Here is an 18,423-nt window from a genome sequence, read left to right on the forward strand (position 1 = left end):
GTTGGCCGCGCACGCAACGGATACCATCGAAACACCCCCGCAGGAGTGTTGGGCCTAGGTTGGCCAACATCCGCGGGTACGGTTGATCGATCAGTATCCGTGCACTTCACCCTTATCAAGAGGAGACCTCAGTGTCAGCGCCCCCATCAATCACCCTCATCGTCAACGGCGAAGAGCAGCGGGTGACCACCGGGACTACGGGAGCGGACCTCTTCAGGGAGCAGCGCGACGTCGTCGTCGTCCGTGTGAACGGCGAGCTTTGGGACCTGAGCCGCGAGCTGGAGGACGGCTCGCAGGTGGAGCCGGTCGCGGTCGATTCTGCGGATGGGCTGAACGTCCTTCGCCACTCCGCCGCGCACGTGATGGCGCAGGCCGTCCAGCAGCTGCGACCGGATGCGAAACTAGGCATCGGCCCTTACATCACCGACGGCTTTTACTTCGACTTCGATGTCGAAGACCCCTTCACCCCCGAAGATCTGAAGCAGCTCGAAAAGATGATGCTGAAGATCGTCAACGCGAACCAGTTCTTCCAGCGCCGCGTCGCGAGTGAAGACGAAGCCCGCGAAGCGATGAAGGACGAGCCCTACAAGCTCGAACTGATCGGTTTGAAGGGCGGCAACGGCGATATTACTGACGACGACGGCGCTTCGGTTGAGATCGGTGCCGGCGAGCTGACCATTTACGACAACGTGGACCGCAAGTCCGGCGACATCATCTGGAAGGACCTCTGCCGGGGCCCTCATCTGCCGAACACCAAACTGATTTCCAACGCGTATGCGCTGACGCGTTCAGCTGCGGCGTACTGGCGCGGCAGCGAGAAGAACAAGCAGCTGCAGCGCATCTATGGCACCGCCTGGCCCACCAAGGAAGACCTCAAGGCCTACCAGGAGCGCCTGGCCGAAGCGGAGCGCCGCGACCACCGCAAGCTCGGCACTGAACTGGACCTGTTCTCCTTCCCGGACGAGCTGGGTTCAGGCCTGCCCGTATTCCACCCCCGCGGCGGCATCATCCGCAAGGCGATGGAAGACTACTCGCGCCAGCGGCACGTCGAGGCCGGCTACGAGTTTGTCTACACGCCGCACATCACCAAGGGCCACCTTTATGAGGTTTCCGGGCACCTGGACTGGTACCGCGACGGCATGTTCCCGCCCATGCACGTGGACGCGGAGCTCGACGCCGACGGCAAAGTCCGCAAGCCCGGCCAGGACTACTACCTGAAGCCGATGAACTGCCCGATGCACAACCTGATCTTCCGCTCCCGCGGGCGGTCCTACCGGGAACTGCCGTTGCGGCTCTTCGAGTTCGGGTCTGTGTACCGGTACGAGAAGTCCGGTGTGGTGCACGGACTTACCCGCGTACGCGGCATGACCCAGGATGATGCCCACATCTACTGCACCCGCGAGCAGATGAAGGATGAGCTCACCGGTACGCTCAACTTCGTCCTCGGACTGCTGAAGGATTACGGCCTCAACGACTTCTATCTGGAACTTTCCACCAAAGATCCCGAGAAGTACGTCGGCGAGGACGAGGCCTGGGAGGAAGCAACCCGGACTCTCGCGGAGGTCGCAGAGGCATCGGGCCTGGAGTTGGTTCCCGATCCAGGCGGAGCTGCGTTCTATGGGCCGAAGATCTCTGTGCAGGCCCGCGACGCGATCGGCCGCACCTGGCAGATGTCAACCATCCAGCTGGATTTCAACCTGCCCGAGCGCTTCGAGCTTGAGTACCAGGCGGCGGATGGAACGCGCCAGCGGCCGGTCATGATCCACCGGGCGCTGTTCGGCTCCATTGAGCGGTTCCTCGGTGTGCTGACAGAGCACTACGCGGGTGCTTTCCCAGCCTGGCTGGCTCCCGTCCAGGTCCTCGCCATTCCCGTTGCCGACGCTTTCAACGATTACCTGTTCGACGTCGTCGACAAGCTCAAGGCCGAGGGGATCCGGGCGGAAGTCGACATCAGCTCTGACCGCTTCCCAAAGAAAATTCGGACAGCGAGTAAGGAGAAGGTGCCCTTCGTCCTGATCGCCGGTGGGGACGACGCCGACGCCGGTGCCGTTTCCTTCAGGTTCCGGGACGGAAGCCAGGAGAACCAGGTGCCGGTCGACGAGGCCGTGAAGCGGATCGTGGAAGCCGTCCGCAACCGGGAACAGTAGCGGCATATGCACCACGAGTCGGGCGTTGACGGTCAGACCCACGAGGACACGAACGTAACGGACAGCTTTGAGCTGCCCGGTGTCCCCGACGCCTTCCAGCGCCTGTGGACTCCACACCGCCTCGCATACATCAAGGGCGGGCAGGGGCAGTTCAACAAACAGGAGGACTGCCCCTTCTGCGCCGCTCCTGCACGGTCCGATCAGGAATCGCTGATTGTCCACCGCGGCTCAAGCGCGTACGTCGTCCTGAACCTGTTCCCCTACAACCCGGGCCACCTGCTGGTGTGCCCGTACCGCCACGTACCCGACTACACCGACATCACCTCCGAGGAGACAGTCGAAATAGCGCAGCTGACGCAGACGGCCATGCATGCGCTACGCAATGTTGCCCGGCCCACGGGTTTCAACCTCGGCATGAACCAGGGAGTCACCGGGGGAGCAGGTATTGCGTCCCATCTGCACCAGCATGTTGTTCCCCGGTGGAGCGGCGACGGCAATTTCTTCCCGATCATCGCGCAGACCAAGGCAATCACGCAGACCCTCGACGAGGTGAGGGCGCAACTCGCCGCAGCATGGGAAGAAGCCTCCGCCACCCCCACCGATGCCGGAGCGGGCGATGCTGAATAAATACGCGCGGTCATTCTTCACCTCGCTGTTTACACCGCTGGCTACCCTGCTCCTCAAGTGGAAAATATCGCCGGACACGGTCACCGTGGTGGGCACACTCGGTGTGGCAGGAGGAGCGCTGGTCTTCTACCCACTGGGGCAGCTCTTCTGGGGCACCGTCTTCATCACCCTGTTCGTCTTTTCGGACGTCGTTGACGGAATCATGGCGCGGATGCAGGGCCGTAGCGGCTCGTGGGGCAGCTTTCTCGATTCCACCCTCGACCGCATCGCGGACGGCGCTCTGTTTGCCGCCGTCGCTATCTGGTTTTTCCTGGGCGGAAGCAACAGCGCAATCGCCGTCGCTGCTCTCGCCTGCCTGGTGCTCGGCATGATTGTCTCCTATGCGCGTGCCAAGGCCGAGTCACTCGGGTTCACTGCGAACGTTGGTATCGCGGAGCGCGCCGAGCGCCTTGTCTCGGTGCTGGTGGTGACGGGCCTGACCGGCCTCGGCCTTCCGGAGGTAGTTCTGCTGGCAGTCCTGATCCTGCTGGCACTGGCAAGTGTCGTCACCATCGTGCAGCGCATTCTGACGGTGCGGGTCCAGGCTGCAGCTTCCTGAGCGCGATGCATCTGCACAAGGGGCCGGATGCTGGTCGTGCTTTTCCTTACGCCTGAGGATAAGCTTCGCAAAAATCGCAGGGCCGCACGGAGCAGTCAAGTTTAGCGCCAAAGCGGCTATTCAGGGAGGACCTCTTATGAGTTTTGACCAGCAGCACCGGCCGATGAACGCGTCGCCGGTTTTCGGCGTCGTCGCGACAGTAGCCGCGGGGGGTTTGTCTCTCATTGACGCGTCGAAGCTGGATGCACCCCAGCGCCGCGCCGTGCACGCCGTAACAGCAGTCCTGACCGGTTTTTACGTCGCCGCTACAATCGCCGGCAGCAAGAGGGGGTTGGTTCCGCTGAAGACGACGGCCGGGATCGCCGCAACCGGTATCGCCCTTCGCTTCGCCGACGCCGGCGACACGATCGACCTGCGCTTTCAGGAGAAGCTGCGCGAGGCCGGGGCGAAGCATCCTCGCCGCTGGATGGCGGTGGCGGCAACAGCAGCCACGTTCGCCGGCTACCTGAGTGACCGAGCCGCCGCCCGGAAGAGCCGGTTCGAGGCCGTGCTAGGCCACCCGCCTGAGCATGAGAGGGGGCTGGAACCTGGGGTTCGAATCATCGCCGAAGCCATCCTGGGTGCCCGGGACATTCCGGGAGCGCCGGAACTTCTGGCGCAGCTCGCCTCCGCTCGGGAGGTCTACTGGGACGAGGAGTTCACCTCGAGCGCGCACTTCCGGGTTCCGGATGAGTTGCCCCGCGCCGTGCCCCACAACCAGGTGTTCCCGGTTCGTGCGCAGTTCACCGGTCCGGGTGGCATCCGGCTGCAGGTCCTGCTGCATATCTGCGACGGCAAGCTCGATATGTTGACTGTCGACGCGGCGGACCCGGACGACAGCGATTACGTCGACGGGGGCCTCCAGAGCTGGCCGGAACCCTCCGAGATCACACACGTCATCGAAGGTCCTGACGGAGGAACTGTGCCGATCGACGAGTGACTGCTCACGCGGCCACGACGCGTAGAGACTGCCGTGAAGCCGCTCGGTCAAACAACTGACCACCTTGTGCCCTATCGTGTGGAGCGCTGTTCGCGTGCACAAGAAATCCGCCGTTACGTACAGTTGCTGACCGGCGATTCGGGGCAGCCGCCGGGCGTATCATGGATTGTCATCTTTTCTCTACCCGAGGGGCCATACTGTGTCCACTGTTGAAGAAGCTTCCACCACTGCGCCCGTGACCGGCAGCAGCCGCGTCAAGCGCGGAATGGCGGAGATGCTCAAGGGCGGCGTCATCATGGATGTCGTCACCGCAGAGCAGGCCCGTATCGCCGAGGACGCCGGTGCCGTTGCCGTCATGGCGCTCGAGCGCGTACCCGCCGACATCCGTGCCCAGGGCGGGGTGTCGCGCATGTCGGACCCGGACATGATCGACAGCATCGTCGAGGCCGTCTCCATCCCGGTTATGGCAAAAGCCCGCATCGGCCATTTCGTAGAGGCGCAGATTCTGCAGTCGCTCGGTGTGGACTACATCGACGAGTCCGAGGTGCTGACTCCTGCGGACTTCACCAACCACATCGACAAGTGGAAGTTCACCGTTCCCTTCGTCTGCGGTGCGACCAACCTGGGTGAGGCTTTGCGCCGCCTCAACGAAGGTGCGGCCATGATCCGTTCCAAGGGCGAGGCCGGCACCGGAGACGTCTCCAACGCCACCATGCACATGCGCAAGATCCGCTCGGAAATCGCCCGCCTCACTTCCATGGCCGACGACGAGCTGTACGTCGCAGCCAAGGAGCTCCAGGCACCGTACGAGCTCGTCAAGGAAGTTGCCGCGGCAGGCAAGCTTCCGGTCGTCCTGTTCACCGCCGGCGGTATTGCCACACCAGCCGATGCCGCCATGATGATGCAGCTCGGTGCTGACGGCGTCTTCGTAGGGTCCGGTATCTTCAAGTCCGGCAACCCGGCCGAGCGCGCCGCCGCCATCGTCAAGGCAACCACCTTCCACGACGATCCGGACATGATCGCCAAGGTCTCCCGCGGCCTCGGCGAAGCAATGGTCGGCATCAACGTGGACGAGATCCCGCAGCCGCACCGCCTCGCCGAGCGCGGCTGGTAGGACTGCAGACAGCATTGAATAGCGCGAAGGGCCGGACACTATGTCCGGCCCTTCGCCGTTTGGGCTCCTGGCGCTCACTCGGGGCTACGCTGTCGGTGTGAACCGTTGCAGCGCATCAGTTGTCCAGGCAACAGCACTGTCGATGTTGCTGCTGATACCCGGGTGCTCGGGTCCGGGGAGCGTGCCATCGTCCACGGGATCCCTGAAAACAACCTCACCTTCGCCGGTCGCTCCATCGCCTGAAGCGTCCGCTACGGCGCGGCCTAAGCCTGAATCACCGAGTCCGACGCCGCTTCGCACCACCGCCGCCAAGACCGCTACCTGCCCGGGCGGGGAATGCCTCACCGTGGTGCTCACCGGTGACCTGCTGCTTCACGAAGGTCTGTGGGAACAGGCAGCCGTAGATGGCGGCGGCGAGTTGGACTTTGGACCGATGCTTGCGGTGCAGGAGGAGTACGTCGCGCCGGCCGACCTCGCTATCTGTCACCAGGAGACCCCGCTGGCTGAGCCCGACGGCCCGTATTCCGGCTTTCCAGCGTTCAACGTCCCTCCCCAGATTGCCGACGCCGTCGCGAATTTGGGTTACGACGCCTGCACAACAGCCAGCAACCATACCCTCGACGCCGGCACTGCGGGACTGAACCGCACGCTGGACACCCTGGATACGGCAGGGCTCGAACACACCGGCTCCTACCGCACAGCCGCGGAGGCAGCTGAGCCGCTTATTGTGGACACCGGCGAAGCGCGAATCGCCGTGATCACCGGAACCTATGCACTCAACGGGATAGTGCCAGAGTTCGGCTGGCAGGTCGATCAGCTGGATCCGGCAGTGATGATCGCCAAGGCGGACGAAGCGCGCGACGCGGGCGCCGACGTCGTACTTGCAGCGGTGCACGCCGGCGACGAATATGCCGACTATGCCAACGCTCAGCAGCAGGAGGTGACCCACGCACTCGTGGACAGCGGCCGCTTCGACCTGGTTTACGGTCACCACAGCCATTCGGTGCTGCCCATCGAGAAGTACAACGGCGTCTGGATCGTCTATGGACTCGGGAACACCATCGCCGCACACCTCACGCCGGACATCCGCAACACCGAGGGACTGCTGGTGGAAGTTTCCTTCGAGCAGGACGACGACGGCGGCTGGCAGGGCGCAGCAATCCGCTGGCTTCCGGCCACCTGGAACGGGCCGGCCCACCGCTGGTGCCCGGTGGCCGCCGTCAATCTCGAGGAGATGGCCGCGTTGGGCACGTCTTGCGTCTCCACCGAGGCGGACGCGGCGAGCAGGCAGCGCAGCAAGGTAACCGTCGAGTCGATGGGGGCGGCAGATGCCGGTGCCGTCGAATGGGGCGCCGCCGATGCCGTCCAGACGTCCGGTAACGAGTAGGCAAGCCGATGAGGATGGCGTGCACACGGTGGATCCTGAAGGTGTGGCTCGCGGTGAGGTGCTTCGGCAATGGGTCTGTGTCGCGCTCGAATTCCACTCGCGCACCTAGTGGCTGCCTGAACGAACAGGCGGCGTTCTTCCCGCGCTTGCCGGGTCAGGGAACGAAGATGTCGTTCAGTATGAGCGGCTTGAGAATCTCAGCATGCTCGGTCCAACGCGGGTATGAACCGTTGAGGAAGAACGTGAGCCGTGTCCCGCTCTCGCGTGAGAATTCTATGTATCTGCGGATGACTTCGCTGTTGGACCCATCGTCGACAGTCCAGGCGAACACGGGCTCCGTGGTGGGAAGTCCGGTGATGATTCCCTGCGGCAGCGGCACCTTCATCACTGCTGGAGCTGTCGGCGATGCAACCGCAGTGGGGGACGGTGTTACCGGTGACGGAGCGGGCCTCGGCGTGGACGGCGGTGTTGTGGTGGGTCGCGAACCAGCCGGTCCACGATCCGGGCCGGCACAGGCAGCGAGCCCGAACCCCAATCCCGTCGCCGTAAGCACGCTGATAAATGCGCGTCGTTCCACAGTGAAGCCTTCCCCCATAGCCATAGTCGGCAACAAGAAGCGTATAACGGGCAACAAGCCCATCAGTTCAGCTGGAGCCACCACGTTTGTCCGCGGCCAATGAGTTCGAATCCTCGTCGGGAATATAGCTCATACCCCTCAGGCGTGGCATTCAGCGCCAGTTCCTGTGCTCCCGCAGTAGCGGCCCGCTGCGCCACCGCTGACAGCAGCGCCGTGCCGAGGCCGCGGCGGCGGAACTGGGGGAGCACTTCCATGTTGAAGATCCCACCGACGGCTTTGGCGTCACCAGCCGCACCGTCGTAAAAGGAATACGCGGCGCCAACAGGCACCCCTTCCACGCGCGCGAGTGCATGCCAGGCCTTCGGCGGTTCTGCACGGGCAATGGCTAATTCCGCGGCGAATGGACCGGAGTATTCGGGCACGCGCGAGGTGATCGCCGCTCCTGCTGAGTCAAGCCCGGTGAGCGCCTCGATCGGCGCGCTCATCCACCACGGCTGCCAGCCGGATTCAAACCCGAAGTCGACTAGCTCCTTGCCCCGGACTGCGCCGTTGAGCCATACGCCTACGGTTCGCGCTCCGAGGCGCACGCCCTCTGCGAGCGCTGGCCGCAATCCTGCCGATGACAACGTGGTGGGAAACATGAGCATGAGCTCACGCCGGGCCGGCAGCCAGACCCAGTCGGACTCATGCGTGGAGAAAGTCCGGCCGCCGGTTGCCTGTGCCATGGCAGCGAACCAGGCGCGCTGCAGACGCTGGCAACCGGCGATGGTGGTCATGACTGCTCAGCCAGCCCTCGACGCTCGAGGAGGGGATCGATGCTGGCTGCGCGGCCACGGAAGGCAGCGAAGGCATCCAGCGGGTCAACGCTGTATCCGCGTGAAAGCAGTTCCCTGCGGAAATGTTCTCCGTTCTCCCGCGTCAGCCCGCCCGATTCCTTGAACCACTCGACGCTATCCGCATCCAGTACCTCGCTCCAGATGTAGGCGTAGTAAGCCGCTGAGTAGCCGCCCGCGAAAATGTGTTTGAAGTATCCGGTGCGGTACCGCGGCGGGACGGGCGCATAGTCCACGCCGGCGTCGTGCAGTGCCTGCTTCTCAAAAGCAAGCTGGTCCTCCACCGTGGTGCCCGGCGGCAGCTCATGCCACGCGAGGTCGAGAAGAGCAGCACCCAGGTATTCGGTGGTGGCGAAACCCTCACCCCATTTCCTGGCGGCTACGAGCTTGTCGATCATCTCCTGAGGGAGCGCCTCACCGGTCTGATGGTGGCGCGCATAGTTGCTGACCACTTCCGGCCAGAGCATCCACATTTCGTTGACCTGTGAAGGGTATTCCACGAAGTCCCGCGGAACGCTCGTTCCGGAAAACAACGGGTACGTGACATCCGAGAAGAGCCCATGCAGTGCGTGGCCGAACTCGTGGAACGTGGTCCGCACCTCGTCGAAGGTCAGCAGTGTGGGTTCACCCGCCGGTGGCCTGGACACGTTCAGGTTGTTCACCACGACGGCCCGGGTTCCGCCAAGGCGCGACTGCTCCACGAAGGAATTCATCCACGCGCCGCCGTTCTTGGTGTCCCGTGTGTAGTAGTCGCCGAGGAAGAGCCCCAACTCGGAGCCGTCCTCTTCCCGGACCTCCCAAATCCGTACCTCGGGGTGGTACCCCTGGAGATCTTCCCGTTCATGGAAAGTGAGCCCGTAGAGCTTATTCGCCGCGAAGAAAACGCCGTCATTCAGTACCCGGTCGAGCTCGAAGTAGGGGCGCAGTGCGGCGAGGTCCACGTCGTACCGCTCGGAGCGGACCTTCTCGGAGTAGAACGACCAGTCCCAGGCCTCAACCGGGTGACCTGCCACGTCCTCGAGCTGCTCAGCTTCCGCGCGTGCATTCCGGACAGCCGGCTGTGCAAGGCGTTCGAGCATTTCGTGGATAGCATCCAGTGACGGCGCAGTCTGGTCATCAGTGGCGAGCTCGGCGTGATTGGTGAAACCCAGCAGGGACGCCCGCTCAGCCCGCAGTGCCGCCATTTCTGCGGCGACGCGGATGGTGTTGTTCGCGTTGTCGCGGGACCCGCGATTGACGGACGCTTCATGCAGGCGGCGGCGGGTCTCTCGGTTGGTCAGGGACTCCAGTGCAGGCTGGGAGGTCGGCAGGATCAGTGTCAGGAGATACTTGCCCGGGTGGCCGGCGGCACCGGCGGCGTCTGCTGCAGAGGCGATGTCGTCCGCGGACAATCCGTCGAGTTCTGAAGCGTCGTCGACAAGCAGGGCAGACGCATTCGTGTCACGGAGCAGCCGCTGCCCGAACTCGGTGCTGAGCCGGGAGAGCTCGCCGTTCAGTTCGCGCAGGCGGTGCTGCGCGGCGTCGTCGAGCTGGGCGCCGGCGCGAACGAAGCGCTGCCGGTACTCGTCGGCCAGACGTGCGGACTCAGCGTCGAGCCCGGATGTCCCAACTGCATTCACGCGCGCGAAGAGCGCAGCGTTGAGGTAGATGTTGTCCTCATGCGCGGCAAGGCGCGGGGCGATCTCCGTCTCCACCGCCTGGATTCCCTCAGTGGAGTGAGCGGATGAGTTATTGAAGAACACCAGCGCGACGCGGCGAAGCGCTTGCCCGGCGCGCTCCATTGCCACGATCGTGTTGTCGAAGGAAGCGGGCTCAGGCTCGGCGATGATCGCCTCGATCTCAGCGAGGTGCTCCCGGATACCGGTTTCAAACGCCGGCAGGAAGTCTTCCTCGCGGATCTGCGCGAAGGGAGGCAACTGGAACGGCAAGGTGCTCGGGTTCTGAAAAGGGTTGCTCATGGTAACCAACCTTGGCATAACGAGCGGCGCCGCTCCAGCAGGCAAGCCCGTTTGCATCCCGTGTTCGCTTCGGTGGGTTCATCCTCAGGTTCCCCTCCCAGCGCACCTATCATTGGAAGTCATCATCAAGGGAGGTCGTTGTGTCGGGACAGACGCGAATTCGAAGCACGTGGGGGGCGCTGGGACTGGCCCTCACGCTTGCCTGCTCGGGCTGCATGGGAGCAGGCGAGGGGCGCACCACCCAGGGCTCAGAACCAACGACGACGGCGCCTGCCGCCTCCTCTGCGCCCGCCACCTCAAGCCCTCCCGAGGTCACTCCGGAACCTACCCCCGGGTCGACGCCCGGGAAGGGCCCGGATTGCCCGACGGATCGCTGCTTCTCCTTCATGGCTTCCGGCGATCTTCTGGTGCACCCTCAGCTGTGGGACCAGGCAGCCGTCGATGCGCAGCAAACCGGCAACGGCACTCTTGATTTCGAGCCGCTTCTGGCCGGGCAGCGTCCCTATATCGAGGCGAGCGATCTCGCGATGTGCCATATGGAAACCCCTGTCTCGACGCCGGAAGGTCCGTTCAGCGGCTACCCCCAGTTCAACGTGCCGCCGCAGATCCTCGACGCCGCAAAGGCGGTCGGGTACCAGGCGTGCACCACGGCCAGCAATCACACGATCGACGCAGGTACCGAGGGTCTGGTCCGCACGCTGGACACCCTGGACCGGCTTGAACTGGAACACACGGGCTCCTACCGCACGGAAGCCGACGCACAGGAGTTGATGATTCTCGAGACGCCTGCTGCGCAGGCGGCAGTCATCGAGGCCACCTACGGTTTGAACGGACTGATTCCGGAATTCCCCTGGCAGGTGGACATGCTCGACGCGCCCACCATGATCGCGAAGGCGGAAAGAGCGCGCGAGGAGGGCGCCGACGTCGTTATCGCGGCTATCCATGCCGGCGATGAGTACGCCTCGCTGCCCAACCAGCAGCAGATCGACCTCGCCCATGCCCTTGCCGACAGCGGGGCGGTCGACTTCATCTATGGCCACCACACGCACTCGGTGCTGCCGATCGAGTATTACAACGACACCTGGATCGTCTACGGTCTCGGCAATGGGGTCACCGAGCTGTCACCGGTATATGACGTCAACAATGAGGGGCTGACCATCCGGGCGCAGTTTGCCGCCGATGAGTCGGGTCAGTGGACAGTCAGCGATCTGGCCTGGGTGCCGTCGGTCATTGTCCGGGACCCGTACCGCTGGTGCTCGCTGGCTCCTGACCAGGAGCCGGGCTCCTGCTCAACCCCGGAGCATGAGGCGGCAGTCAAGGCCCGGACGCTGGCAACGGTGGAGACCTACGGCGCGTCCGAAGACGGCGCACACCAGTGGCTGGTTTCGGAAGAGGACTAAGAAGGCCCTTTCAAGCTCAACCGCGTCAGACTCAGCGCGGCCGGGCCGCAGCGTGGCGGCGCGCGAGCTCAGCAAGGCTGTCATCGACATCGCCCGGCTCGAAGGAGCCGTACTTGCGGGTCACCGCCTCACGGATGAGGAAGTCGGCAACCGCGGGATTCTTCGGCAGCAGCGAGCCGTGGAGGTAGCTGGCCACGATGTTGAGGTGCCGGGCCCCTTCGTGGTCCTCCTTCGAGTTATTGCCTTCACCCTTGGTCACGGTGGCGAGCGGACGGACGTTTGGACCGAGGAAGGTCTGACCGCTGTGGTTCTCATAGCCGTGGATGTCGCCGAACTCCTCGCTTCGGGCGACCACGTTCCCGATCAGCCGCTCCGACCCGCCATGCGTTTCGATGTCCAGGATTCCGATCCCGGGTATGACTGTGCCGTCGTGGGTCTTGAAGAAGTTTCCGAAAAGCTGGTAAAGACCGCAGATCGCGAGCATGGGCGTACCGTCCCCGGCAAGCGAGCGAAGATGGGCTGCATTGGACTGCAGGTCCTGTTGGATTACAACCTGCCCGCTGTCCTGTCCGCCGCCGCCGATGAGGATGTCCACGTCTGAAGGGAAGGTGTCCCCGGCATTGTGTTCGAGGATCACCGCCTCATACCCGTGCCAGGCGAGGCGCTGCTTGAGCACCAGCACATTGCCCCAGTCGCCGTAGATGTTCATGTCCCGCGGATACAGCTGCAGAATCCGCACGGTGCCCTTGTTCGCAGGAGTGCCGGAACTCATGAGACCACCTTCACATCGGTAATTTTGGACAGGTCCCTGCGGATCGCGAGCATCGCGGTATAGGTGCAGAAGATCCGCTTCGGGCGGTCCTTCGCACCGCGGATGAACGTGCGGAGTGCTGATCCGGTGTCAGGATCGATGTCCTGGGCGGCGACGTCGTCGTACTGCAGTCGCAAAGCCATGTCATACGCGCGGACGCCGCTGACCATCTCAACACCGCCGGCCCGCAGGCTGTCGAAATCAACGTCCCAGAGCCAGGACATGTCCCGTCCGTCCGCGTAATTGTCATTGATCGCAATCATGGTCGCGTAGCCTGCAGCATCGAAGGACTTCAGGCCCAGGCGGAAGCCGCTCGGATTCTTCACGAGGACAAGCTCCAGCGGCAGGCCGTCCACCACCAGGGACTCGCCGCGGCCGAAGGCCGGCTCAACCGCTGCGAGTGAGCGCAGCATCGCGTCCCGTTTCGCCTCACCGCCCAGGATGATCCTCGCCATGGCCAGCGCCGCCGCGGCGTTGAAGATGTTGTAGACGCCGCGGAGGCTCAGGTCGACGGTGCTTGCCTCGCCGTCCATGCTGAACGTAGCGGTATTGGATTCGACCGTTTCAAGCACGACGTCGGCGGGCAGGGAAGAGGCTGGTGCTGTTCCTGTGGCGCCGCGAAGGTCATCATCGCTGGGAAAGGTGTCCCGGAGAGATTCAGCCAGCCCGAAATAAGCCACCGCGGCGTTGCGGACCGATGGTGCGATTGAAGCGACCCGCGGATCTTCCCGGTTCAACACCACCGTGCCGGTGGTCTTCACTGCGATGTGCTCGAGCAGCTTGGTGGTCTTGTCGATCTCACCGAAGCGGTCAAGCTGATCCCGGAGTACATTGAGCAGCAGAGAATGGGTCGGAGGGACCAGATTCACGAAGTGGACGGCGTGGGCTTCGTCCAGTTCCAGGACGGCGACGTCGGCTCTCAGTCGTCCGCGCCAGTCCACCTCGCCGAGCAGCGCGGCGGCAACGCCCCTGGTGAAGTTGCTTCCCGTCCGGTTGGTGAAGACTTTCAGCCCCTGGCCCTCAAGGAGTTCGACCACCATCTTGGTGGTGGTGGTCTTCCCGTTGGTGCCGCTGACGACGATGATGCCCTTCGGCAGGTTTCGCAGCGCCCGCGCCATGAAGCCTGGATCGATTCGTTCGACGACCAGACCGGGAAACGCCGAACCACCGCCGCGCAGACGCGTGAGCGCCCGAACTGTTTTGCCCAGGGGCACGCTCAAGGTAGACAGACCAGACATGGTGTCTAACTTATCGCGCTTTCGCTGCCTACCCGGTATGGCGCCCACAGTCTCAGCGCCAAACTAGACTGGGTCGGTGACTTCCACCATTTCCCTTGGCGGTGCCGCTCCGCGCGTCGGCGTTCTCGCAGTGCAGGGCGACGTACGCGAGCACATCCGGGTGATCGAATCCTTGGGCGGAGAGGCGTCAGCGGTCCGGCGCCCCAGCGAGCTGGAGCAGGTCGAGGGCGTTATCATCCCCGGCGGGGAGTCGACCACCATGGACAAGCTGACCCGCGCGTTCGGGCTCGCCGAACCGCTACGCCAACTCATCCGCGGCGGGTTCCCGGTCTACGGGTCCTGTGCGGGAATGATCATGCTCGCGGACACCATTGCTGATCCCTCCCTTGACCTGGCGGGTAATCCCCAGCAGACGATCGGGGGGCTGGATATCGTCGTCCGCCGCAACGCCTTCGGCAGGCAACGCGAGTCCTTCGAGACCGACCTCCCGTTTGAGGAACTGCCTGGGAACGGATCCGACGTCCACGCGGTGTTCATCAGGGCCCCGTGGGTGGAGAAGGTAGGGGAGTCGGTGAAGGTCCTCGCACAGGTCGAGGCGCCGGATACGCCGCCCGCCGAGCACGGTGCCCGAACCGGGCCTGACAATGCCAGGGCACAGCCGGTCGCTAGGATTGTTGCAGTTCGCTCAGGAAACCTGCTCGCCACGAGCTTCCACCCGGAAGTGACCGGTGAGCATCGTATCCATGAGCTTTTCCTATCGTTGATTGCACAAAGAAGGGCAGAGCATGTCGGGGCACTCTAAATGGGCTACCACCAAACACAAGAAGGCCGTGATTGACGCCAAGCGCGCCAAGTCTTTCGCGAAGCTGATCAAGAATATCGAGGTGGCGGCCCGCGCCGGCGGCGCTGACCTGGCGGGCAATCCGGCACTCGAGCTTGCCGTGCAGAAGGCCAAGAAGACGTCCGTTCCCATCGACAACATCAACCGGGCGGTCAAGCGCGGCGCTGGGCTCACCGGAGAGGTCGTCGACTACTCGGAGATCATTTATGAAGCGCGCGGACCCCAGGGTTCGGCGCTGCTCATCGAATGCCTCACGGACAACAAGAACCGTGCAGCCTCGGAGGTCCGGGTCGCCATTACCCGAAACGGTGGATCAATTGCTGATCCCGGATCGGTCGCCTACCTGTTCGCGCGCAAAGGCGTAGTCTCCCTGCCGAAGAAAGACTTGTCGGAGGATGATGTCCTGATGGCAGTCCTGGACGCAGGCGCTGAAGAGGTGAAGGAGTCGGGCGAATCATTCGACGTTCACTCCGAGCCCACAGACCTCCGCGCGGTCGTCGCGGGTCTCGAAGAAGCAGGTATCGAATACGAGACCGACGAGGTCGAGTTTGTCCCGTCGATGCAGGTTGAACTCGATGCGGACGCCGCACGCAAGTTCCTCAAGCTCGTGGACGCGCTCGAAGAGCTTGACGACGTCCAGAACGTGTACTCAAATGCGGAGCTCGGCGATGACGTGCTCGCTGAGCTGGAGAGCGACGATTAGTTTCCGCTCCGCCCATCTTGGGGGACACCCGTGACACTGCGTGTCATGGGTGTTGACCCGGGGTTGACCCGCTGCGGACTTGCCGTGGTTGATGTCGAACCGAACCGGCGCGCCACTCTGGTGGCGGTCGGTGTGGTCGGTACGCCGGCTGACCAAAGCCTCGATCGCCGCCTGCTGATGATCGCCGAGTCAGTGGATGTGTGGCTGGACACGCACTCACCGGCGGTGCTCGCCGTCGAACGCGTTTTCAGCCAGCTCAACGTCAGCACCGTCATGGGTACCGCTCAGGCTTCGGGCGTGGTGATAGCGGCGGCGGCGAGGCGGGGTATTCCGGTAGCGCTTCACACACCGACCGAGGTCAAGGCGGCAGTGACGGGTAACGGCCAGTCTGACAAGGCCGCAGTGACCAAGATGGTGACGAAAATCCTTCGCCTCGCAACGCCGCCCACCCCTGCCGACGCTGCTGACGCACTGGCGCTTGCCATCACGCACGCCTGGCGAACCGGAACTACGTCCTCAGCCCGAAGCCAGGGTGGGGCTGGCCAGACCGCGGCCCAACGGCTGTGGGCGGAAGCGGAAGCGAAGGCGCGTCAACGGCGATGAACCTACTCCCGGGTAGTCTGCGTACCGGAGTACATCGGTGTGGCGGCGCCGGATAGTCCGCGCCGGGACGTACGCTGATTCGTAGATATGTTCGGTGATATTCGTTTCGATTCTCAGCATCTGGAGCCCAGCGCATGATCAGTTCTCTGACCGGGACCGTAAGCCATGTGGGCCTGCACTCGGCCGTACTCGACGTCAACGGGTTCGGAATGCAGGTACAGGCAACGCCCCAGACTCTTTCCACCCTCCGGCTTGGCAACCAGGCCAGGCTCAACACCTCGCTGATAGTCCGCGAGGATTCCATGACCCTGTTCGGATTCACGGATGCCGACGAGCGTGAGGTGTTCGAGACACTGCTGGGCGTCAGTGGCGTAGGCCCACGGTTGGCGCTGGCGGTGCTCGCGGTGTACGCCCCGGCGGCCATCCGCACCGCCGCATCGTCCGGGGATGACAAAGCATTCAGCAAGGTGCCGGGGATCGGCCCCAAGGGCGCGCGGCGCATTGTGCTTGAACTCGCTGACAAGCTCATTCCGCTTGAGACGGATACCTCAACTACAGCTTCCGGCGCCTGGCAGTCCCAGGTTCTCGCCGCAATGATGGGTCTGGGCTGGTCGGAGAAGGACGCCGGCTCAGCCATCGACGCCGCAGTGAAGGATTCTCCAGAGATTGCGGCATCTGGAGATGTCGGTTCCATCCTGAAGCTCACACTGCGCAGGCTGGGCCAGGATGGCGCCCGCAGCTCGGCACGGGCTTCGGTGAACTGATGACAGATCAGGAACAGCCCCTTGTCTCGCCGGCCGTGGATCCGGAGGACCGGGCGGTCGAGGCAGCCCTGCGGCCGAAGAACCTGGATGATTTCGTCGGTCAGGCAAGAGTGCGCCGCCAGCTGTCCCTCGTCCTCGAAGCATCCCGAATGCGTGGCCGCAGCGCGGACCATGTTCTCCTTTCCGGACCTCCCGGGCTCGGAAAGACCACCCTCGCGATGATCATCGCCGCGGAGATGAATGCGCCCCTCCGCATCAGTTCCGGCCCCGCCATCCAACATGCCGGAGACCTCGCCGCTATCTTGTCCTCGCTGACCGAGGGGGAGGTGCTCTTCCTCGACGAGATCCACCGCATGTCGCGCCCTGCGGAAGAAATGCTGTACATGGCAATGGAGGACTTCCGGGTAGACATCATCGTGGGCAAAGGGCCGGGCGCAACAGCGATTCCGCTGGATCTGCCACCTTTCACCCTGGTCGGCGCCACCACCCGCGCCGGGCTGCTGCCGGGTCCGCTGCGCGACCGGTTCGGATTCACCGGCCATCTCGAGTTCTACTCCACGGCGGAGCTTGAACTCGTTCTCCGGCGCTCGGCCATGATGATGGACATGCGGGTCAACTCCGCAGCCTTTGCTGAGGTAGCAGGACGTTCCCGCGGCACGCCCAGAATCGCGAACCGCCTCCTCCGGCGCGTTCGTGACTGGGCACTGGTGCACGGCGTGGACGTCATCGATGCACGGTGCGCAGGATCCGCTCTGGATATGTACGAGGTTGACGCCAAAGGACTCGACCGCCTCGACCGGTCTGTGCTGACGGCGCTTGTGACAAAGTTCAATGGAGGGCCGGTGGGACTGTCCACTCTGGCCATTGCAGTAGGGGAAGAACCCGAGACCGTGGAAACGGTCGCCGAGCCGTATCTCGTGCGGGAGGGGATGCTCGGCAGAACGCCGCGCGGGCGAATCGCCACAGCAGCTGCGTGGGAACATCTGGGCCTGGTCATGCCTGCATCAATCGCAGCCGCCATGCCCGAAGGACTTTTCCCGGTGTACGAGGATGATCCCGTTTCCGGGGTCGAAACGGCGCTCGGGAGCGAAACGGAATGGAGCCGCAACAGCGGCTAGTGCGAAAGTTGAGGCCCATTCCCCGTAGACTGTTCTGACGTGTGGCGCAGCGCACGGTCAAAGCTTTGGAAACACTGCTGGCTTAACAGTCAGGCAGTGCTCCCGCGGACCGCGCGCAGCCGCGGAACTTCAGCGTCGGAATCACCTGCACCGCAGCCGACTGTGCTGACCAAAATATAGGAACGGATCTTCTCTGTGCTCGCAAATGTAGTTGCCCAGACCACCGAGCAGACGGGTGGCGGGTTTGACATCTTCAGCCTGCTCCTCCCGTTGGCTCTCGCCTTTCTGATCTTCACCATGTTCCGCAAGCAGCGGAAGATGAAAAAGCAGGTCGCGGAGCAGCGCACCCAGATGGTCCCGGGTACCGAGGTCATGACCAACTTCGGTCTCTTCGGCACCATCGTTTCCCTCGACGAGGACAACAACAAGGCCCTTATCGAGCTTTCCCCAGGTGTTACCGCGACCGTTCACTCCCAGACCCTGAGCAAGGTGGTCGCCCCGGAACCGGTGGTCGAGGAAGAGCACAGCGTCCCCGATGACGCCTCCTCACTGACGGACCCGCTCAGCGATGCTGACCGCCCGCTTCGCGAAGAGACACCGGAAGAGTCAGCCGAGCGGCTGAACAGGGAAAACGCGCGCGACCGAAACGACAAAGAACAGTAACCTGCGACACGGCCGTACTCCTTCGGCCCGTCACGTCTCGAATTCCAACACCCAAAGGATTC

Annotated in this window: 19 protein-coding genes; 13 read left to right on the top strand and 6 right to left on the bottom strand. The window is 63.6% G+C overall.

Annotation, left to right across the window (positions count from 1 at the left end):
* Positions 1 to 131 precede the first annotated feature (131 nt).
* The 5 genes from thrS (at position 132) to pdxS (ending at position 5,465) form a co-directional block, all read left to right on the top strand.
* On the top strand, positions 132 to 2,147 hold the full coding sequence (gene thrS, locus ASH00_RS08495) for a threonine--tRNA ligase (protein WP_056547401.1): 2,016 nt from the start codon (positions 132 to 134) through the stop codon (positions 2,145 to 2,147).
* Between the two features lie 6 nt (positions 2,148 to 2,153).
* Positions 2,154 to 2,774 carry an HIT family protein gene (locus tag ASH00_RS08500; RefSeq protein WP_056547805.1) on the top strand — a complete coding sequence of 207 codons (621 nt, stop codon included), beginning with the start codon at positions 2,154 to 2,156 and terminating at the stop codon, positions 2,772 to 2,774.
* Positions 2,764 to 3,372, top strand: coding sequence for a phosphatidylinositol phosphate synthase (pgsA, locus tag ASH00_RS08505; RefSeq protein WP_056547404.1), 609 nt, complete (start codon positions 2,764 to 2,766; stop codon positions 3,370 to 3,372). The genes ASH00_RS08500 and pgsA overlap by 11 nt, the downstream gene beginning before the upstream one ends.
* A 136-nt stretch (positions 3,373 to 3,508) precedes the next feature.
* A complete protein-coding gene (locus ASH00_RS08510) occupies positions 3,509 to 4,351 on the top strand; it encodes a hypothetical protein (RefSeq protein ID WP_056547407.1) in 843 nt (280 codons plus the stop codon).
* A 199-nt stretch (positions 4,352 to 4,550) separates the two neighbouring features.
* Entirely contained in the window at positions 4,551 to 5,465 is a 915-nt protein-coding gene (gene pdxS / locus ASH00_RS08515; protein WP_056547409.1) for a pyridoxal 5'-phosphate synthase lyase subunit PdxS, read from the top strand.
* A gap of 84 nt (positions 5,466 to 5,549) precedes the next feature.
* Here the strand turns inward: pdxS and ASH00_RS16995 are convergent, their stop codons facing one another.
* Entirely contained in the window at positions 5,550 to 5,822 is a 273-nt protein-coding gene (locus tag ASH00_RS16995) for a hypothetical protein (RefSeq protein WP_056547412.1), read from the bottom strand.
* Here ASH00_RS16995 and ASH00_RS08525 point away from each other — a divergent pair.
* Positions 5,812 to 6,852 carry a CapA family protein gene (locus ASH00_RS08525; RefSeq protein ID WP_235563236.1) on the top strand — a complete coding sequence of 347 codons (1,041 nt, stop codon included), beginning with the start codon at positions 5,812 to 5,814 and terminating at the stop codon, positions 6,850 to 6,852. The genes ASH00_RS16995 and ASH00_RS08525 overlap by 11 nt on opposite strands.
* A 154-nt stretch (positions 6,853 to 7,006) precedes the next feature.
* On the opposite strand, the gene ASH00_RS16665 is transcribed toward ASH00_RS08525, so the two are convergent.
* The 3 genes from ASH00_RS16665 to ASH00_RS08540 all read right to left on the bottom strand — a co-directional run bounded on the left by ASH00_RS16665 (position 7,007) and on the right by ASH00_RS08540 (position 10,220).
* Positions 7,007 to 7,429 (bottom strand): hypothetical protein, encoded by a 423-nt coding sequence (locus ASH00_RS16665; RefSeq protein ID WP_157359057.1) that lies wholly within the window; start codon positions 7,427 to 7,429, stop codon positions 7,007 to 7,009.
* A 62-nt stretch (positions 7,430 to 7,491) separates the two neighbouring features.
* Positions 7,492 to 8,205, bottom strand: a complete 714-nt coding sequence (locus ASH00_RS08535) for a GNAT family N-acetyltransferase (RefSeq protein WP_056547417.1) — start codon at positions 8,203 to 8,205, stop codon at positions 7,492 to 7,494.
* A complete protein-coding gene (locus ASH00_RS08540; protein ID WP_082565999.1) occupies positions 8,202 to 10,220 on the bottom strand; it encodes a M3 family metallopeptidase in 2,019 nt (672 codons plus the stop codon). Before ASH00_RS08540 ends, ASH00_RS08535 begins: the two co-directional genes overlap by 4 nt.
* A 140-nt stretch (positions 10,221 to 10,360) precedes the next feature.
* Between ASH00_RS08540 and ASH00_RS08550 the strand changes: the two genes are divergently transcribed.
* Positions 10,361 to 11,620, top strand: a complete 1,260-nt coding sequence (locus ASH00_RS08550; protein ID WP_235563238.1) for a CapA family protein — start codon at positions 10,361 to 10,363, stop codon at positions 11,618 to 11,620.
* Between the two features lie 31 nt (positions 11,621 to 11,651).
* Here the strand turns inward: ASH00_RS08550 and ASH00_RS08555 are convergent, their stop codons facing one another.
* Entirely contained in the window at positions 11,652 to 12,392 is a 741-nt protein-coding gene (locus tag ASH00_RS08555; protein ID WP_056547425.1) for a type 1 glutamine amidotransferase, read from the bottom strand.
* Complete coding sequence (locus ASH00_RS08560; RefSeq protein WP_056547426.1) at positions 12,389 to 13,669, bottom strand: Mur ligase family protein; 1,281 nt, start codon at positions 13,667 to 13,669, stop codon at positions 12,389 to 12,391. Before ASH00_RS08560 ends, ASH00_RS08555 begins: the two co-directional genes overlap by 4 nt.
* A gap of 76 nt (positions 13,670 to 13,745) precedes the next feature.
* Here ASH00_RS08560 and pdxT point away from each other — a divergent pair, with 76 nt between their 5' ends.
* The 6 genes from pdxT (at position 13,746) to ASH00_RS08590 (ending at position 18,361) form a co-directional block, all read left to right on the top strand.
* On the top strand, positions 13,746 to 14,471 hold the full coding sequence (gene pdxT, locus ASH00_RS08565) for a pyridoxal 5'-phosphate synthase glutaminase subunit PdxT (RefSeq protein ID WP_056547428.1): 726 nt from the start codon (positions 13,746 to 13,748) through the stop codon (positions 14,469 to 14,471).
* Positions 14,455 to 15,213 (top strand): YebC/PmpR family DNA-binding transcriptional regulator, encoded by a 759-nt coding sequence (locus ASH00_RS08570; protein WP_056547429.1) that lies wholly within the window; start codon positions 14,455 to 14,457, stop codon positions 15,211 to 15,213. The genes pdxT and ASH00_RS08570 overlap by 17 nt, the downstream gene beginning before the upstream one ends.
* 30 nt (positions 15,214 to 15,243) lie before the next feature.
* A complete protein-coding gene (gene ruvC / locus ASH00_RS08575; RefSeq protein ID WP_056547431.1) occupies positions 15,244 to 15,816 on the top strand; it encodes a crossover junction endodeoxyribonuclease RuvC in 573 nt (190 codons plus the stop codon).
* A gap of 134 nt (positions 15,817 to 15,950) precedes the next feature.
* Positions 15,951 to 16,580, top strand: a complete 630-nt coding sequence (ruvA, locus tag ASH00_RS08580; protein WP_056547434.1) for a Holliday junction branch migration protein RuvA — start codon at positions 15,951 to 15,953, stop codon at positions 16,578 to 16,580.
* Positions 16,580 to 17,698 (top strand): Holliday junction branch migration DNA helicase RuvB, encoded by a 1,119-nt coding sequence (gene ruvB, locus ASH00_RS08585; protein ID WP_056547436.1) that lies wholly within the window; start codon positions 16,580 to 16,582, stop codon positions 17,696 to 17,698. Before ruvA ends, ruvB begins: the two co-directional genes overlap by 1 nt.
* 195 nt (positions 17,699 to 17,893) lie before the next feature.
* Positions 17,894 to 18,361 (top strand): preprotein translocase subunit YajC, encoded by a 468-nt coding sequence (locus ASH00_RS08590; protein WP_082566000.1) that lies wholly within the window; start codon positions 17,894 to 17,896, stop codon positions 18,359 to 18,361.
* The last annotated feature ends 62 nt before the right edge of the window (positions 18,362 to 18,423 follow it).

Origin of the sequence: Arthrobacter sp. Soil782 (genome assembly GCF_001428435.1) — a bacterium.
Lineage (GTDB): Bacteria > Actinomycetota > Actinomycetes > Actinomycetales > Micrococcaceae > Arthrobacter_D > Arthrobacter_D parietis.